Origin of the sequence: Desulfogranum japonicum DSM 18378 (genome assembly GCF_000429945.1) — a bacterium.
Taxonomy (GTDB): Bacteria; Desulfobacterota; Desulfobulbia; order Desulfobulbales; family Desulfobulbaceae; genus Desulfogranum; species Desulfogranum japonicum.
On sequence record NZ_AUCV01000020.1, the window covers coordinates 1 to 15388 of the forward strand.

The following is a 15388-nucleotide window of genomic DNA, read 5'->3' on the forward strand; positions in this document are numbered from 1 at the left end:
AACATTAACCCGAGCCTGTCAAGCTTGACCGTGCTCCAAGAGTAACCTTCGACCAATTTGGCAAAGTAGTCTTCAAGCTCCGGTACGCTGATTTTGTCAGGGCAGCGGCCAAAATACTGAACCAGACGGCGTACAGCCCTACCGTAAGCGTCTATGGTTTTGGGACTTTTGCCTTGCAGGGTCAGCTTTTGCAGATGGCGCTCATACAGAGATTCGAATCGTTTTATTTCTGCTTTGTTCATGGTATACTCCTTTGTAAATGATTAGAGAATCAACCTGTTACAGGAATATACACTATTTTCTGCCGCATAGCGGCTTCGTCCAACAACACGCTGCAGCAGTTAGAATAGCTACCATGCGTACAGCACAAATTGTTTCCTCGCTCATTTATCTACTCTTTGTCGGACTTGCCACAGTGCTCTTTCACAGTGATTTTGGCACTGATGTCACAGCAATAACCCACATGGCCGCACCAGTTGCAGTTATCCTACCGATATTACTTTCTTTTGCTGCAATAGGAAGCCAATTCAGTGCCGCTGTGGCAGACACGTCAGGTGCCGGCGGCCTTATCGAAGAACTTGTCCATCAAAAACTGCCTCCTCGCTACACCTATCTCTTAATCCTCTGTATTACCATTACAATTTCGTGGGAAACAAATGTCAACAGTATTATCTCATATGCTTCACGGGCATTTGCTCTTTACTACACGCTGCAGTGCCTTGTGGCAGTAATAATCACCTGGCAGAATACGGATATTCCCAGAAGAGGTATTCTACGAATTACCTATACAATTATTGCCGGGGTATGTTTTGCAGTATTTCTTTTAGGACTCCCTTCTGAATAAATACTCTCATTTCATTTCAGGAAGGTATTTCCAGTACCGCTTTGGCATAAGAGAACGTTGAAGCTGTTTATTTTGTCGATCTGGATTGGATATTGAGTCATGAAAATTCCTCCAAAGGGTCTGGTAATAACGCTCCTGTTCAGTTAACTCCATACCAGCGATCTCGCCGTGTATTCCTACCTGGCTGGTAAATTCCCTGTCAATGTTCACGGGGTGTAGGTCTTCTTTGTCCCAATAGAGAGCTATATCACGGCCAACATCATGTATAATCCATTTACGGGTTGCAAGCCGTTTCCTGAAATGCTTGGCGCAATAGCCAAGTACATTATGATCTGATTCAAAGGGAGCATATTGTAACTCATCAGCAAGAATGCGAAACCGAATCAGACCTGCCAGGCGATGAGCCTCAAAACTTACCTTCCGGTTTAACGCGTGTAGTTGACGCACACTGTCATCACTATGAAGTTGGATAGCATCAGGCCCAACCCTTAAACAAAGAAGAACAAAGTTGTATAAATGCAGACCAATTTCTCTATGTTCGCTGAAAAAACCATTGATAGCAAATTGCGCTGCCGTAAAATGTAATTTATACAAATACTTAAGAAGTCTATCTGCTTGGTCAGCATCAGTAATTACATTAACCACAGTATCAAACAGGGTCGGCATATAGGTGCGCTGAGAATAAATCCCCTGCACAGCCGTACCTTGCTTGACAGCCGCAGCAACACTGTGCAGAAGGCCTTCCAGGGAACCATCATACAGATACACCTTGCGAGACATATCAAAACAGCCGGAGTTGCCGGCTTTCCCGGATCAAACGCCTGGTAGAGGCAGTTTCGACCTTACACATCGCCGATACTAATGCCGGATAGGCAGGAACAGAATCCACCAGTTTTCTGCCATTGATGGTAAGAAAATATTTGGCTCGTTTCATAACCAATCCTATTTTCTTCAAATCCTGCTCCCTGATGGCCGCGACCCTGCGAGTGGCTACAATCCGTTTGGCTGAAATTACGCCAAGCCCAGGGACCCTCAAAAGCTCTTCATAACTTGCCCTGTTGATATCCAGTGGAAATACATCAAAATTTTTTAATGCCCAGGCAGCTTTGGGATCAAGACGTTCATCAAGAAAAGGATCTTTAACAGAAAGTATTTCACTTGCCTGGAAGTGATAGAATCTGAGCAACCAGTCAGCCTGATATAATCGATGTTCTCGAATAAGAGGCGGAGCTGACGTACGTGCTGGCAAATCAGGGGCATCATTCACAGCAATATACGCTGAATAATAAACCCTCCTCAAATGCATGGTTTGATAGAGACTCTGGGTAAGGGTCAAAATTTGCAAATCATGCTCTGTCGAGGCGCCGACAATCATCTGGGTAGACTGGCCCGCCGGACAGAATCCCGGTACGTGCCTGCTCTTTTTCCGCTCCCTGTCATACCCACGCGCATACTCTCCTATCTGTTGCATGGGCTGTAAGATACCTTTCCTCGATTTTTGTGGAGCAAGTTGTTTCAGGGATTGGGATGAGGGGAGTTCAATGTTTACACTTAACCTGTCTGCCAATAATCCGGCCTCTGTTACCAGTTCGCTGCTTGCACCGGGGATAATCTTGAGATGGATATATCCATTGAATTGATGTTTTTTACGAAGCACCCGGCACACTTCAATCATATCTGCCATGGTGGTATCGGGGTGATCATACACCGCAGAACTGAGAAAAAGGCCTTCTATATAATTACGCAGGTAGAAATTGATGGTAAGGTCTACAACCTCTTCGGGGGTGAAAGTGGCTCTGGGAATAGTGTTAGAACGTCGGCTGAGGCAATATGCACAGTCATAAAGGCAATCATTACTCAATAGCAGTTTCAGTAATGAAATACAACGACCGTCAGCAGACCAACTGTGGCAGATTCCACTGGTGGCGGCATTGCCAAGTCCTCCGGGAGTGTTCTTTCGACGACTGCCACTTGAAGCACAGGATGCATCATATTTGGCAGCATCAGCCAATATTGTCAACTTTTCAGAGACATGCATAGAAACAAAAACAATAAAAGAAGAGATAGCACCTGCAAAATCTTAGTCGATTTTCAGAAAAAATACATTGGCAATGTCATCAGTGTATTATTCATGGCCTTTCATTTCGCTCCTCTGCAATGTTGACTCTGCGATAATACAGGTCGGCCTGCCCTTGACTTCTTCATATGGTCGAGTCAGGTATTCTCCGATAACTCCCAAAAATAAAAGCTGAATACCGCTGAAAAAGGAAAGAGCGACAACAAGAGAAGGAAAACCTTTGGCAGACACTCCAAAAAACAGTGTTTTCACCCCAAAAAGCATGGCATACAAACCACTGCAAGAGAAAAAAGCACACCAAGGCCGGTCGCCAATTTAAGTGGTACAGGTATAAATACAGTAAAACCATCCAGAGCAGCATTCCATAGTGTTAAGAAAGCAAACGTAGATTCTCCCTGATACGAGCATCACGGTCATAAAGGAATTCCAACTGATGAAATCCTGCCCAGGCAAAAAGGCTTTTCATTAAAACGATTTTTTTCATGAATCCCTTGGAACTCATAACAACCCGTTTCTGTAACACATGAAAATCGCCAATGTCCCGGGGAAAAGAAAATCTACTGAGTCGGCTAAATACTCTATAAAATGCTGCAGCAGTTGCTTTTTTCAGCCATTTCTCACCATCACGGGAGTTCCTTTTGCCGGCCCCCAACATCTGCTCCCTCCTGTTCAAGTTTTTCAATCATTTGTGATATAAGTTCAGGAGGGCTTTGGAGATCTGCATCGATAGTCGCGACAGCGTCAGCAGTACAATAATTGAGCCCAGCCGCCAGGGCTGCCTCTTTGCCAAAATTTCTACTGAAACTGATGTATTCGATTGCCCCATGTCTTTCTGCAAGATGTCTCATCAATATGAGAGAATAGTCAACACTTCCATCATCTATCAGTGAGATTCTATATGTATACGAGGTTTACTCAAAAGCCAAAAAGGTTATTGACACAAATTCTTCAATACAAGTTGCCTCATTATATACAGGAACAACAATATCAACAGTGGATACCCTTGCATGCGTGGCAGGTGGCGCTAGAAAATCCATAGTTTATCAATCAAGTATCCGGCTGACATAATACGGACTGATGTCTTCTGCAGATTCTGACCATTCTCTGAAATCACGTAACCCTGAATACCTCTTCCAAGGTGGTCTGACCGGCGAGTACCTTTTTCAACGCATCCTGACGAAGAGTCCGCATGCCTATATCCGGCTGAGATAATGCCATCTGTTTAATCTGGCCGGCATCAGAAGTTGTCAGCAGAAAACGCTTCACCTCATCTGTCAGCACCAGCAGCTCAAAAATACCAAGTCGCCCTCTATACCCGGTATCAAAACACTCACTGCATCCCCTGCCTTTGTAAAAGGTTCCCTGGTCAAGTTCTTCGGGAGTCAGTCCTGTCTTTTGTATAAGCTCAGGTGAAGGAACAAAGACTTCTTTGCAGGACGGACAAATCTTACGTACAAGCCGTTGAGCCAGGATTGCGTTGACAGAAGAAGAAACCAGAAAAGACTCAACACCCATGTCAATTAAACGGGTAATTGCGCTGGCAGCATCGTTGGTATGCAGAGTGCTGAACACCAGATGACCTGTCAAAGCTGACTGAATTGCTATTTCAGCAGTCTCAAGATCGCGGATCTCACCTACCAGAATTACATCCGGATCTTGACGGACAATGGTTCGCAAACCACTGGCAAAAGTCAACCCTATTTTTGAGTTGACCTGCATCTGACTGACGCCATCAAGTTGATACTCAACAGGATCCTCTACTGTAATAATATTGATATCAGAGGTGTTAAGAATATTCAGGGCTGAATACAGGGTTGTGGTCTTACCGCTTCCTGTTGGTCCTGTAACAAGAACAATGCCGTAAGGCATACGGATCAATTCCATGAAACGTGCCAGCTCAGATGTTCCAAACCCCAGATCCTGCAGATCCAGCAACACACTGCTTTTATCCAGCAAACGCATAACCACCCTTTCACCAAAAGAGGTTGGTAAAGAAGAAACTCGAATATCTATATTCTTATCAGCTATGCGGATTTCTATACGCCCATCCTGGGGTAGACGTTTTTCTGCGATGTCCATTTTTGCCATGATTTTCACACGGGAAATCAATTTCCCCATGACATGCCGGGGTGGAGTATACATATCGTAAAGTATCCCATCCACCCTTTTACGGATTTTTACCCGATCCTTATAGGGCTCAATGTGAATATCACTTGCATTGTCTCTCACGGCCTGGGAGAGCACCAGATTTACCAGTTTAATCACAGGTGCATCACTTGTATCGTCAAGCAGATCAGATGTTTCTTCAATCTCGTTGAAGATGCTCTCTGGATTCTCCTCGTTCATATCCTGCATGACCTGGTCTGCTGCGTCCTGGCTGGTTGTGTCATAGGCAGCATTGATAGCCACAAAAATCTCATTTTGCGGACTCAGCACCACTTCAATGCCATCCCACTCCAGTATCCGTGCTAGGTCGTCCAAAGGCTGGAAATATTGCGGCTCTGCGATGGCAATAAAGGAACGTTCGCTGGTAGCTACCGGTATCATCTTGAAACGCTTCAAGTATCCTATTGGTACACGTTTTACAAAAAATGGCTCAATGTTAACCGGCAGGTTGGTAACAAGTCGCAACCCGCATTGCTCACTTCTGGCAACAAGCAGATCTTCTTCTGTAATAGCCCGCAGCTGTACGAGAATTTCGCCGATACGACCACCTTTTTCTTTTTGTGTTTCCAAGGCAGCATGCAGGGAATCTTCGCTCAACCCGCAGGTTCGCCGCAGAATACTCCCAAGCGGTTCCATCCTGGGAATAGCCGCTTCTGAGGGCGCCTCCACTGCCGGGAGCTTCATATCAATTTCTGAATTCAAGGTTTTGGCTCCTGGAGCTGTCCAAGATGCATCAGATTTTCTTTGGCCAATTGGCGAAGATCCTCATAGGGATATGCTGGAGAAGAACCTTCTTTAGCAGGCTGGGGCTGCAGTTCCAATACTCTCTCATACATCTCTTTTGCCTGTGGATACCTGCCTTCCCGCTCATACACGACACCAAGGTTAATGGTGGCATAGGGATTCTGGGGATCGATTCGTAAAGCTTGCATGAAATAATCCTTAGCAGCTCCATTCTGTTTTTTCTGTAACCGGGCAAAACCCAAATCAGTGAGAGCGGCAGCATGATCAGTGCTGGGCTTATCATAGAAAAACTGGTCCGGGATATCACTGGAACCAGGCTGCAGATTCTCCATGATATCGCGTTTTTTATAATATATCGCAGCAAGCTCAGCAGGATTTTCAACAATATGAGGTGTAATAAAAATAAAGAGATTTGTTTTGGTTTCCGATGAAGTACGCGATTTGAACAACCAGCCTAAAAGAGGTATGTCGCCGAGCAGAGGAACCTTATATTCACCAGAACTTGTATCCTGGCCTATCATGCCACCGAGGACTACAGTCTCTTCATTGTGTACGATAACAGTTGTGTCTGCAGTACGGGTAAAAGTTGTGGGGTTACCATCATTGAGGTCCTTGAGTTTAATAACCTCCACCCCTATCTCCAGGCGTACTACATCTGCCTGGTTGATCTGGGGGGTAATTTTAAGGGAAGTGGCAACATCTTTGTATTCGTAATTGGTATAGTCCTGCTCTGAAGCTGTAGTGTTCTTACTGGTAATATACGGTACGTTTTCTCCCACCTTGATCGAGGCTTCTTTATTATCCGTTGTGAGAATCTGAGGTGTCGCTATGATATTAATATCTTCATCGTTTTTATATGCGTTGATCACCGCACCCAGATTAGGGAAATACACACCACCGATTTCAACCCCCTCCTGAAGCACACCCAGAGCAAAGCCTGCAGGTAAGACCTGCTTATCCGCTGTCATCCCCGAAATCACATCATAAGGATTATCCTGGTTGCCGCTGAATCCACTGAAAAGGGTACCTGTTTCGTCATTATATGATCCAGCGCCACCCCACTGAACTCCAATATTAAAATCCTTATCCACCTGTACTTCCATAATCAGGGCTTCCATGTACACCATCCGTCTCGGAATATCGAGTTTCTTGATAACATCCTCAAGCACCAGATACTCTTCACGCGGGGCTGTGATGATAATGGAATTGGTCTCTGCATCTGCAACCATTTTTACATCCGAAGAAATGGCTGGAGCCTTGACTGCCCCCTGCTTGTTGGTGGTAGTTCCTTTTTCAGGAAGATTGGTCAATACTTTGACTAACTCTTCCGCATTGGCATGTTGCAGATAGTAGACCCGTATGTTTCCTTCTCCTCTTGGAACTTCGGTATCAAGTTCTCTCAATACTTCTTCAATCTTGTCAATCTGCGCCCTGGGCGCAAAGACAATCAGTGAGTTGGTTCGCTCATAGGCGATAACTTTCACAATCTGGTTACCGCGTACACCTTTCGTCGCAGCCTGTTTGGCAAACAATTCGTTCATAGACTTGGCTACGGATTGAACATCAGCGTGCTCAAGCTGTAAAATTTTTACCTCTTCGCCAATACTGGGAACATCCACCGCATCAATGATTTCCATGAGTCGGTTGATATTAGACTGCACATCCGTAATGATGAGCATCCCGGAGGCTGCATGAGAGATGAGTACACTGGTCTTGGAAACAAGAGGGGCAAGGATTTTTTTCAGATCATCAGCATTGGTATGAACCAAAGGAATAATCTGGGTAATGACGCGATCAGAAGGATCAGTATAGTTACTGGACATCAGAGTGGCGATGCTTTTGGAACGGGCATTCACCGCAGGTACAATTTTAGTAACCGAACCGCTTGGCACCGCAGTATATCCATTCACTTCAAGTACAGATTCAAAAACCTTATAGGCCTCCTGCTCAGAAATCTGCGTCGGGCTGATAATGGTAACATTTCCTTTGACAGAACGGTCCACAATAAAATTTTGGCCTGTCAGCTCACTGATATATTTAATGAACAGGTTAATATCCACATCATTAAAATCAATGGTGACAAATCGCTGGGTACTCTTGGCCGAGGCGGAGTAAGCCATAGCAAAACAGCTGCAGACAAACAACGCACATAAACACACCACTGCCAGCTTACGCCCCACAGCTCCTCTCAATATTTTATTTCTATCCTTCATAGATTGCACCACGTTGAACTCTCTCTACCAGCCCGTATGATTTATTTTCTTCCTGTTGACGTTCCCTTCTGCCAGGCGGTTACCAGCGCCTCCTTCTATCAGATACTACTCAACCAGTTCATTAGGCGGCACAAGCTCTCCTTCTGCATTATTTTCAGGTATATTCTGCTCCTGATCAACATTGTCATCAGGTATGTCAAGAGTTCCTTCATTCTGATCCCCCCCCTCTCCTGGTTCATTCTGAAGAAGAGCAGTCTCCTGCTCGTCCTGTGGAGGAGATGGCTGCTGCTGCCTAAAAGAAATACGCCTCCTGGGACGGACAACCGGAGCTTTCACCTCGGGAGACTGGGGTTCAATGTCGGGAAAACCCATGGGCTCTTGCTCAAGTAACCGCGTATGGGGTGATACACCTCCGGCCTTTCTCTCTTTTAAAACCAGGATTTCACGGTCTCCGTTATGTTCAAGAACAATCTTTCCTCGTTCAATCTGAGTGATAACCGCATTTTGAATACTATCACCTACCCGGTATAAATCCTGACGTTTTTCACGTTCATCTATGATTATGGCCCGTGCGTCCTTGTCTGATCCGGCAACAGTACCCTGCAACACCAGCTTGAGAGTTGTTTCCTCAAGATTCTCAAGCTCTATTTCGGCGTCCTTTTTTACGGGAGCAACTGATTCCAGTGTTGCCTGAAAGATATTGCGGGCAACAATAATACCATAGGAAGATTCCACTGGCTTCAACCCTGCATTTTCCCCGGCAGTATCGTCTGCACGTGTTTGCTTGCCGGCACCCGTAATATTTTCAGCCGGAATAACAGCATCAAGGCGTTCCTTGACCTCTGCGTACAATTGAGAAACCCCAAGATACAGACAGGCCGTGAGTATGGCGAGTATGATGGCGGATTTAATCATACGTTTTTCCTCAATTACTGTTCAATGTCTCATTTAAAAGTGAATATTCTCCCATGCTGAGATGAGGTTTGGTGACAGAGCCAGAAACAAAAAAACGTAGCGGTACATGCTGCAGTTTTTTGCGAAACAGATGTTGCACCATAGGGCTTTGCAGGGTAGAAATAAAATCCTCTTTAGGGCTCACAGTTCCTTTCACGTTCAGCGTAGAGCGGCTCAAAGTCGTGTTCGGCCAGATCTCGCCTCCAAAATGCACATCAAACATATCAGCCTGCAGAAGGCATGATTCCATCTGTATACGATTGGCTGCTCCCTTCACTGCACAATACAAGCTGTCATAAACAATGTTGGAAAGACCAAATACAGGAGTCTTCAGTTCGACGCTACCCTGGGTGACGGTCAGATTACCGACCAGCGATCGCACCTGACCAGCGGGAAGCCCCACATCAATTGCCATGTCTGCCCGCACACTGCCCCGAATATTTCTATGCAGTTCATTTCTAAACCAATCCATTTGCTCCACCATTACTCCATGAGATCTTGCGTCGATGTGGATTGAATCACGGGTAAAAAGCCCGGTACCCTGCACTGTTCCATCGTACAATTCAGCATCATAGTCCAAGGAAACATCGCCTTTTTTAAAAAAATCAAGGATATGGATGTTGCTTCTCAAGTTCTGTAGTTTTACGATTTCCCTTTGCTTCACTCTGTCAAGAATAACTGCTTGTTGACATGCCAGCTGAGAAGGAAACGTATAGGCAATTTCACCCAGCACCAGTTGAATATCGGGAAAACGTGCATTAATATAGCGTTCAGGCCACTCTTTTACATATGTTGCAGGAAAAAGCAGCCAGAGCAAAACAATGAGCGTGAGCAGGCAATAGACCAGATAACCAAAATATTTGACTGCCTTCATTGCCAGTTTCATGGACTTCATCCTCAAAACCTTCAAAGACATCAATTGTCCACGTCATACATTTCATCAATACTGACTATCTGCATTACCACATCCAATGTTCCGGCTTCTTTACTGTTACGTTGAATGGAAAGACGTTTTATAGCCACCAGGTTTTCAGGAGATTCCACCTGCTCAAGAAAGGAGACCAGTCGCTTCAAGTCAATGGCCTGCAATTTCATTTCAACCTGGCTCTGCGAAAGCGTTTCACTCCCCTTGAGCTCAGAAGGCTTCATATACACTATATGATCCTTGACCTTACTCCTGGCAGCATGCATTTCCAAAAACGAAAAAAGACTGAACCCTGAACTACGTGTGTTCAACACGGCCTGCAAAGATTGATTTTGCGCACTCAGAGATCGGTGCTCAGCCTGCCAAACTTTCATTTCTTTAATCTGGACTGCCTGTTGTTCGACTTTGAGTGACAGCCGGGATCGGGAATCAAGCAATGGCAGCAAAAGAAAATATAAAAACAGAAAAACCACCACACTTATCCCGCATATGGTGACCATTATTCTTTCTCTTTCTGAAAGTGACATCACGCGTCACCCAGTTGGAGTTGAATTTCAAACCGTATCTTCTTGGTTTTCTTATCTGCTGTTGCGGAAATGATTTGAACGCCGGTATACCTGTCGGATTCTGATAGCGCATTTTTAATCGCATCAACACTGTTATACGTTGTGGTTTCTCCCCTGATCATTATCTGTTCCTGATCTATCACCATACGTGCTACCTGCAGTTCCAACTCATCTGAAATTCGGGAGGATATATCAGCGAGAAGCTCGAGGTTTCTTTTTTCATCAGAAAAAACAGGTCCTGAAGTGGCGCCTTGCTGGAATCTTTTCATGGCACTTTTCATTGGCCCATACGACTCGCGCATCACCTTGGCAGCGGGAAAGGTCTGCTTGTAAATCGCCTGCATCTGTTCTTCCTGTGCTGTATCCTTCTGTTGCAGTCGATAATTGTCAATGGCAAGATATCCTGTGCCCAAAATCAGAACCAGCGCTCCAATAAGCCCTGATGCCACCATGTGTTTTTTTGAAGAGAACAAGGCCAGTTTTTTGCTGAAGTTGGCCTGGCGCAAGTTCAGCAAAGGTTGTTTCTGCAGCCCAGCCAGAGAAAGACAAAGAGCTGTTTGAAAAATATTCCCCTGAAAGGTAACATTTTGAGCAAACTGGAGTTCAACATCAAACAACGAAGCAACATCAATGGCCTCTACCCGTGCAGCCAGATATTTGTGCAACATATGGCAAATGGTTTCATTTCCTGACATTGGCCCGGTAACAAGAATACGTTCAACATTACCAACCGGACGACCCTTAAAATGCAAAAAATCAAGACTCTGACGGATGGAAGCCGATACCTGTTTAAAACACTGTTCGGCACGATTCTGGTCAATAATATCAATACTTCCGTCATCAAACCGAAACGGAGACTGCACATGCATTTCTTCTGGATAAGCTATTCGCCTGCAGAAAACGCAAACCCCCTCTGAAAGCAACACAAGACTCAGGGAGGAAATATCAATCCATAACAGAAGACATAAACCAGTTGAGTGACGCCTGCCAACAGCATTTGCCAAAGCAAAAATTCGGGGCATAACCACATCAGGATCAACATGCTGTGCCTGTAACGAAGCGAGAATTCGCAGCATATCTTCCTTGAGCAAGGTAAAAGTAAGAAGGCTGCTGCCTGTCCCGTCCACACTCACAAGGCTATAATCGAAAACCTGATCATCAATGGAATGAATGACCTGATCATCCAACTCCAGTGGCAAAGCCTGAATAATTTTCTTTTTTTCCTGAAAAGGTAAAAAATGATTCCGCACACTCAACATGGAAAGAGGTATTCCACAAAATACTTCTTCCTTCTCCCACTGCAGATTCTCTACCAGCTGACTCAACTGATCTTCCAGGCTTTCTTCATACCCTCGCGAGATGCTGTGCGCAGAGATGACTTCACCCTGTCTACCCTTTAGCCGGGTGACTACGGCAGTTATGAAATCATCGCCAATGTCTATGCCAAGGGCCTTTTTTACCATGCCTTCACTTCCACCAAATTCTTATTCCACATGCCACTGTAACAGGGATTGGGCACCTTTATCATCACGTTCCAGAAGTGCGCTGCCGCGCTGGACAACTGTTACCTCCCTGGATACGATATCCACAGAAAAATAGGTCGACTGGATTCCAATCAGGTCCTGATCCAGAGTGATATCACCAGGAAATTCATCAACCTGCTTATACCAATCAATGGAATCAAGGGCCTCATGGTTCTCCTTTTCTTCTCTGAAAGTGATCATAGCTTCGACCATATCGTCTGTAATACCATCTGCCAGAGCCATCAGAACAGGTTGCGGTGCGGTGTTTATGTTAATTTTTCCATTTGTGCCTGTGGCTGTCAGATATTTGAGTATGCCATCATGCTCCTCATCTCCGTAAAGCAACTCATTGCTCATTCCCTTTATCAAAGCTAGCTCACTCAGATGTATGATAGAGTGATTGCCCGCTGAATAACCAGGAGAAAGTGAACCGTAAAAACTGCTTTCCGCACCATTTTCCCGAGGCTCGTCATCCTTATCAAGCCAGTCGCAAAGCGAATCCACCACGGTCCTTGCGTCCTCCTCATCTTCAATGACAAAATTGCCAGAGAGCAGAAAACGCAGCCATAACTCTCGCTGTTTTTCCATAATTTTGGCAAGGTCTTTGGTATTTTGCTTGGTTCCCACCTGTTTTTTTTGGACAAGTGCATTAACCTGCAGCAACCCTGTCAAATCAGCAACCCGTATCTGCAGCTCAGTCCCTCCAAACAGCGTTCTCAGGGTTTCCTGGTTGATATGCGCCCACTGGTCAAGATAACTGTCTCCACGATTTTCTTGCTTATCTGCAAACAAAGCAGTCTGTACCAGCGCCAGCGCAGACATAAGCGCTTCCTGGTTTTGCACACTGTGTATCGCACTCCTGCTCTCATGTACCTGCTGGTTGACATCTGTTATAAGTTGCACAGTCAAAACAACCATAAAACTCATGGTCAGTAAGGCCAGCAACATGGCCACACCTCGCTGATCATTCTGCAGCGATCTCACTTTACTCCCCACCTGTATCGGCCTTGAACACTGCTGTGGGCAACCATACCATTGTCTGCAGAGCAAGGTTTTCATCTTGATCCCGATTCAACGCAAACTGTAGGGAAATACGCACGGCATGGGGAAACAGCTGTGTCGTGTAATCTGCATCTTCTTCCATTTGAGAAAATGAATCCCACGAGTCAACTTCTTGACTATCCTGATCAATAAAAGCAATTTCAAGTTGGCGTATTCCCCTGGCAAGTACAAATCCCGAAGTTTGGTCTTCATCATCTTCCTGGCCAGGTAAAATCAGTCTGTCATCACGCACGAGTTTATACAGCCCGTCAGTGTCAGGTTCGCGGACAATCCTGTATTGAAGTTTTGTAAGGGCATTCCCTGTTTCACTGCCGTCAAACGACAGGTGGGCCAAAGATGCAAAGCTCAATACAGTGACACTTTCCGCATCATCTTTGGGAGATATGCCTTCAAAGGCGATATCCGGATGTACTATCGTGCTTTTTAAATCACTGGTAATTCTGGCTAAAGTAATCTGTGCATAGCGATAAACCTGCCGCTGATCTCGAGTGGCGGCCACTACCTGCACAGTTGAATGCAAACCGTATCCGACCATTGCCCCCACCACAGCCAGGATGGAGAGAGCAAGGAGTATTTCAAGCAGGGTAAACCCTTTTTCATTGCTCATTGTTATTCCCATCAATGGCTCGACAAACAAGGGTGTGGACCTGACTAGATACCTTTTGGTCAGAGGAGGAAAAAACAGTAAGCAGTATTGACTTGACCATGTCGTCTGCACCTTCCATATTCAAGTCGCCCTCAGACAAAACCTGCACCTCTGTTTTCCATTGATAATTTGCAAAATCCTCGCCAAATTCGCCATTATCGCTGTTCAAATCATCAAACTTCATCAGGTGCAATTCTGCCAGTTTTTGCTGCATGAGAAACGCGGCTGTGGTCTCAAACTGTGCTTCTGTGATCAATGAGACACACTGCGACTGACTGCCTATGAGGGTTACCCAGGTGATGGAGATAACGGCGACTGCAAGCAATACTTCAAGAAGGGCCAAACCGCCCTGTTGCATACGAAATGATTGCGTGGTCATGGCATTAATAAAAAAGTTCTTCACTCAAAGACACATACCCTTTCATAATGTTACTGGCCCCGAGAAAAGGTTCTATTTGCAGGGTAAGTTCACTGCCACTCCCATCCTGAAGATGGACAAGAGCAGGTTGCAGGTAACCATGCTTGTCGATGTGCAAAGAAAATGTACCTGTTGAAAATATTCCACCATTGTAGAGTTGTACATCCTTGACAACAACATCCTGCTTCAAAGTGAGTTGTGGTAATGTCAGTTCCTCATCAACGTCTGCTCTCCATTCCAGGCCAGTGGGTTCCAGGGTAAAAGTGTGTGAAGACGGAGTATAATGAATTGTAAACGGTCTTGATTGTTTCTGGGCAAGCCGGGAAGCCTGTGAAAAATAGGCGGAAAGCTGACGGGCTGCCTTTTGCACGGAACCGGTGGGTACAACATAGCCGAGTTGTGGCATGACAAAAAACACTGTGATGGAAAGAACAACTATCACCACAATGAGTTCAACCAAAGTAAAAGCTTGATCTCCTTTCACCGTGGCATACACAGATGAAAACGCAACTGGTGTGTTGCTGTTACTGCCTGTCATGAAACACTGTCTGAGAAATGAATGAGGTATACACGGCTGAAAACTGTGTCCCAGCCTAAAAGAGTCGGGCACCCGGACATCCGGGCACCCATACCAATAGGTGTACTCCGAGTTGGAGTTGCATTCTCAATGATACATCGTGCAGGTCCTCGCATAAAAAACCTGCTTTGAGGCAGCAATTATTCCAACTCCCAGTTGTTAATATCAGCGTTCTTGTCTTCTCCACCGGGTTCGTTATCCGGGCCATAACTGGTCAGGTCAAAGTCGCCGTGAAGACCGGGACTCAGATAGACAAAATCATTTCCCCAGGGATCGCTTGGAACTTTTCCTTTCTCCAGATATCCGCCTTCCTTCCATTTTTTAGCCAATTTCCCAACAGAAGGAGCCTCTACTAAAGCCTGTAATCCCTGCTCAGTCGTTGGATACTCGCCATTGTCAAGCTTGTACAACTTCAAAGCCTGTTCCATGGACTGTATTTGAATAGCGGCTTTGGTTCGTCTCGCCTCTTCCGGACGATCCATTATCCTCGGTGCGATAAGCACTCCCAGAATACCCAGGATTACCATAACAACCATCAGCTCAATCAGCGTAAAGCCGGATTGGGAGCGTAATAGTGTGGTTTTTCTCATATTTCGACACATCTTTTGCATATTGTCTTTTCTTGCTCTTTGCATAGATACAACCGGTTGAATATCAATAAATAAGACTTCGC

18 protein-coding genes are annotated in these 15388 nt (G+C 45.4%); 1 reads left to right on the forward strand and 17 read right to left on the reverse strand.

All coding sequences use genetic code 11. The features are described 5' to 3' along the window. On the reverse strand, positions 1-242 hold a 242-nt coding region (locus G493_RS0110455), incomplete at its 3' end, for a phage integrase N-terminal SAM-like domain-containing protein (protein ID WP_028580338.1). A gap of 113 nt (positions 243-355) precedes the next feature. Between G493_RS0110455 and G493_RS28790 the strand changes: the two genes are divergently transcribed. Beyond that, positions 356-844: a hypothetical protein gene (locus G493_RS28790; protein ID WP_051309210.1), complete on the forward strand. Its 489-nt coding sequence runs from the start codon at positions 356-358 to the stop codon at positions 842-844. Between the two features lie 6 nt (positions 845-850). Here the strand turns inward: G493_RS28790 and G493_RS0110465 are convergent, their stop codons facing one another. The 16 genes from G493_RS0110465 to gspG all read right to left on the reverse strand — a co-directional run bounded on the left by G493_RS0110465 (position 851) and on the right by gspG (position 15305). Then, complete coding sequence (locus tag G493_RS0110465) at positions 851-1624, reverse strand: TIGR03915 family putative DNA repair protein (RefSeq protein ID WP_028580339.1); 774 nt, start codon at positions 1622-1624, stop codon at positions 851-853. A 1-nt stretch (position 1625) separates the two neighbouring features. Further along, the gene (locus G493_RS0110470) at positions 1626-2882 is read right to left on the reverse strand and encodes a putative DNA modification/repair radical SAM protein (RefSeq protein ID WP_028580340.1); all 1257 of its coding nucleotides are present in this window, start codon (positions 2880-2882) and stop codon (positions 1626-1628) included. Positions 2883-2969: 87 nt separating this feature from the next. Continuing rightward, a complete protein-coding gene (locus G493_RS32075; protein ID WP_153306479.1) occupies positions 2970-3173 on the reverse strand; it encodes a hypothetical protein in 204 nt (67 codons plus the stop codon). Between the two features lie 118 nt (positions 3174-3291). Further along, positions 3292-3576: a glycosyltransferase family protein gene (locus G493_RS32080; RefSeq protein ID WP_028580342.1), complete on the reverse strand. Its 285-nt coding sequence runs from the start codon at positions 3574-3576 to the stop codon at positions 3292-3294. Next, a complete protein-coding gene (locus G493_RS32085; RefSeq protein WP_028580343.1) occupies positions 3545-3769 on the reverse strand; it encodes a glycosyltransferase in 225 nt (74 codons plus the stop codon). The genes G493_RS32080 and G493_RS32085 overlap by 32 nt, the downstream gene beginning before the upstream one ends. Positions 3770-4031: 262 nt before the next feature. Beyond that, entirely contained in the window at positions 4032-5789 is a 1758-nt protein-coding gene (gspE, locus tag G493_RS0110490; RefSeq protein WP_232363741.1) for a type II secretion system ATPase GspE, read from the reverse strand. Then, positions 5786-8044: a type II secretion system secretin GspD gene (gene gspD, locus G493_RS28800; RefSeq protein WP_051309211.1), complete on the reverse strand. Its 2259-nt coding sequence runs from the start codon at positions 8042-8044 to the stop codon at positions 5786-5788. The genes gspE and gspD overlap by 4 nt, the downstream gene beginning before the upstream one ends. Positions 8045-8149: 105 nt before the next feature. Beyond that, positions 8150-8959 carry a type II secretion system protein N gene (locus G493_RS0110500; RefSeq protein ID WP_028580345.1) on the reverse strand — a complete coding sequence of 270 codons (810 nt, stop codon included), beginning with the start codon at positions 8957-8959 and terminating at the stop codon, positions 8150-8152. A 10-nt stretch (positions 8960-8969) separates the two neighbouring features. Further along, the gene (gspN, locus tag G493_RS0110505) at positions 8970-9884 is read right to left on the reverse strand and encodes a type II secretion system protein GspN (protein WP_028580346.1); all 915 of its coding nucleotides are present in this window, start codon (positions 9882-9884) and stop codon (positions 8970-8972) included. Positions 9885-9913: 29 nt separating this feature from the next. Further along, positions 9914-10450 (reverse strand): type II secretion system protein GspM, encoded by a 537-nt coding sequence (gspM, locus tag G493_RS0110510; protein ID WP_084813524.1) that lies wholly within the window; start codon positions 10448-10450, stop codon positions 9914-9916. Next, on the reverse strand, positions 10450-11952 hold the full coding sequence (gene gspL / locus G493_RS0110515; RefSeq protein ID WP_028580348.1) for a type II secretion system protein GspL: 1503 nt from the start codon (positions 11950-11952) through the stop codon (positions 10450-10452). The genes gspM and gspL overlap by 1 nt, the downstream gene beginning before the upstream one ends. A gap of 21 nt (positions 11953-11973) precedes the next feature. Next, a complete protein-coding gene (gene gspK, locus G493_RS0110520) occupies positions 11974-12996 on the reverse strand; it encodes a type II secretion system minor pseudopilin GspK (protein WP_028580349.1) in 1023 nt (340 codons plus the stop codon). Position 12997: 1 nt separating this feature from the next. Further along, positions 12998-13681: a PulJ/GspJ family protein gene (locus tag G493_RS0110525; RefSeq protein ID WP_028580350.1), complete on the reverse strand. Its 684-nt coding sequence runs from the start codon at positions 13679-13681 to the stop codon at positions 12998-13000. Further along, positions 13671-14123 carry a hypothetical protein gene (locus G493_RS0110530; protein ID WP_028580351.1) on the reverse strand — a complete coding sequence of 151 codons (453 nt, stop codon included), beginning with the start codon at positions 14121-14123 and terminating at the stop codon, positions 13671-13673. Before G493_RS0110530 ends, G493_RS0110525 begins: the two co-directional genes overlap by 11 nt. Beyond that, positions 14104-14676, reverse strand: coding sequence for a prepilin-type N-terminal cleavage/methylation domain-containing protein (locus tag G493_RS0110535; protein WP_028580352.1), 573 nt, complete (start codon positions 14674-14676; stop codon positions 14104-14106). The genes G493_RS0110530 and G493_RS0110535 overlap by 20 nt, the downstream gene beginning before the upstream one ends. A 179-nt stretch (positions 14677-14855) precedes the next feature. Continuing rightward, entirely contained in the window at positions 14856-15305 is a 450-nt protein-coding gene (gene gspG / locus G493_RS0110540) for a type II secretion system major pseudopilin GspG (RefSeq protein WP_028580353.1), read from the reverse strand. Between the last annotated feature and the right edge of the window lie 83 nt (positions 15306-15388).

Bases quoted from the DNA above. Each gene is read 5' to 3' on its own strand.
- gspL (WP_028580348.1), bottom strand. From the start codon at position 11,952: ATGGTAAAAAAGGCCCTTGGCATAGACATTGGCGATGATTTCATAACT.
- gspD (WP_051309211.1), bottom strand. From the start codon at position 8,044: ATGAAGGATAGAAATAAAATATTGAGAGGAGCTGTGGGGCGTAAGCTG.
- G493_RS0110470 (WP_028580340.1), bottom strand. From the start codon at position 2,882: ATGCATGTCTCTGAAAAGTTGACAATATTGGCTGATGCTGCCAAATAT.
- gspG (WP_028580353.1), bottom strand. From the start codon at position 15,305: ATGAGAAAAACCACACTATTACGCTCCCAATCCGGCTTTACGCTGATT.
- G493_RS32085 (WP_028580343.1), bottom strand. From the start codon at position 3,769: ATGAGACATCTTGCAGAAAGACATGGGGCAATCGAATACATCAGTTTC.
- gspN (WP_028580346.1), bottom strand. From the start codon at position 9,884: ATGAAACTGGCAATGAAGGCAGTCAAATATTTTGGTTATCTGGTCTAT.
- G493_RS0110535 (WP_028580352.1), bottom strand. From the start codon at position 14,676: ATGACAGGCAGTAACAGCAACACACCAGTTGCGTTTTCATCTGTGTAT.
- G493_RS0110500 (WP_028580345.1), bottom strand. From the start codon at position 8,959: ATGATTAAATCCGCCATCATACTCGCCATACTCACGGCCTGTCTGTAT.
- G493_RS28790 (WP_051309210.1), top strand. From the start codon at position 356: ATGCGTACAGCACAAATTGTTTCCTCGCTCATTTATCTACTCTTTGTC.
- G493_RS0110525 (WP_028580350.1), bottom strand. From the start codon at position 13,681: ATGAGCAATGAAAAAGGGTTTACCCTGCTTGAAATACTCCTTGCTCTC.
- G493_RS0110465 (WP_028580339.1), bottom strand. From the start codon at position 1,624: ATGTCTCGCAAGGTGTATCTGTATGATGGTTCCCTGGAAGGCCTTCTG.
- G493_RS32080 (WP_028580342.1), bottom strand. From the start codon at position 3,576: ATGTTGGGGGCCGGCAAAAGGAACTCCCGTGATGGTGAGAAATGGCTG.
- gspM (WP_084813524.1), bottom strand. From the start codon at position 10,450: ATGTCACTTTCAGAAAGAGAAAGAATAATGGTCACCATATGCGGGATA.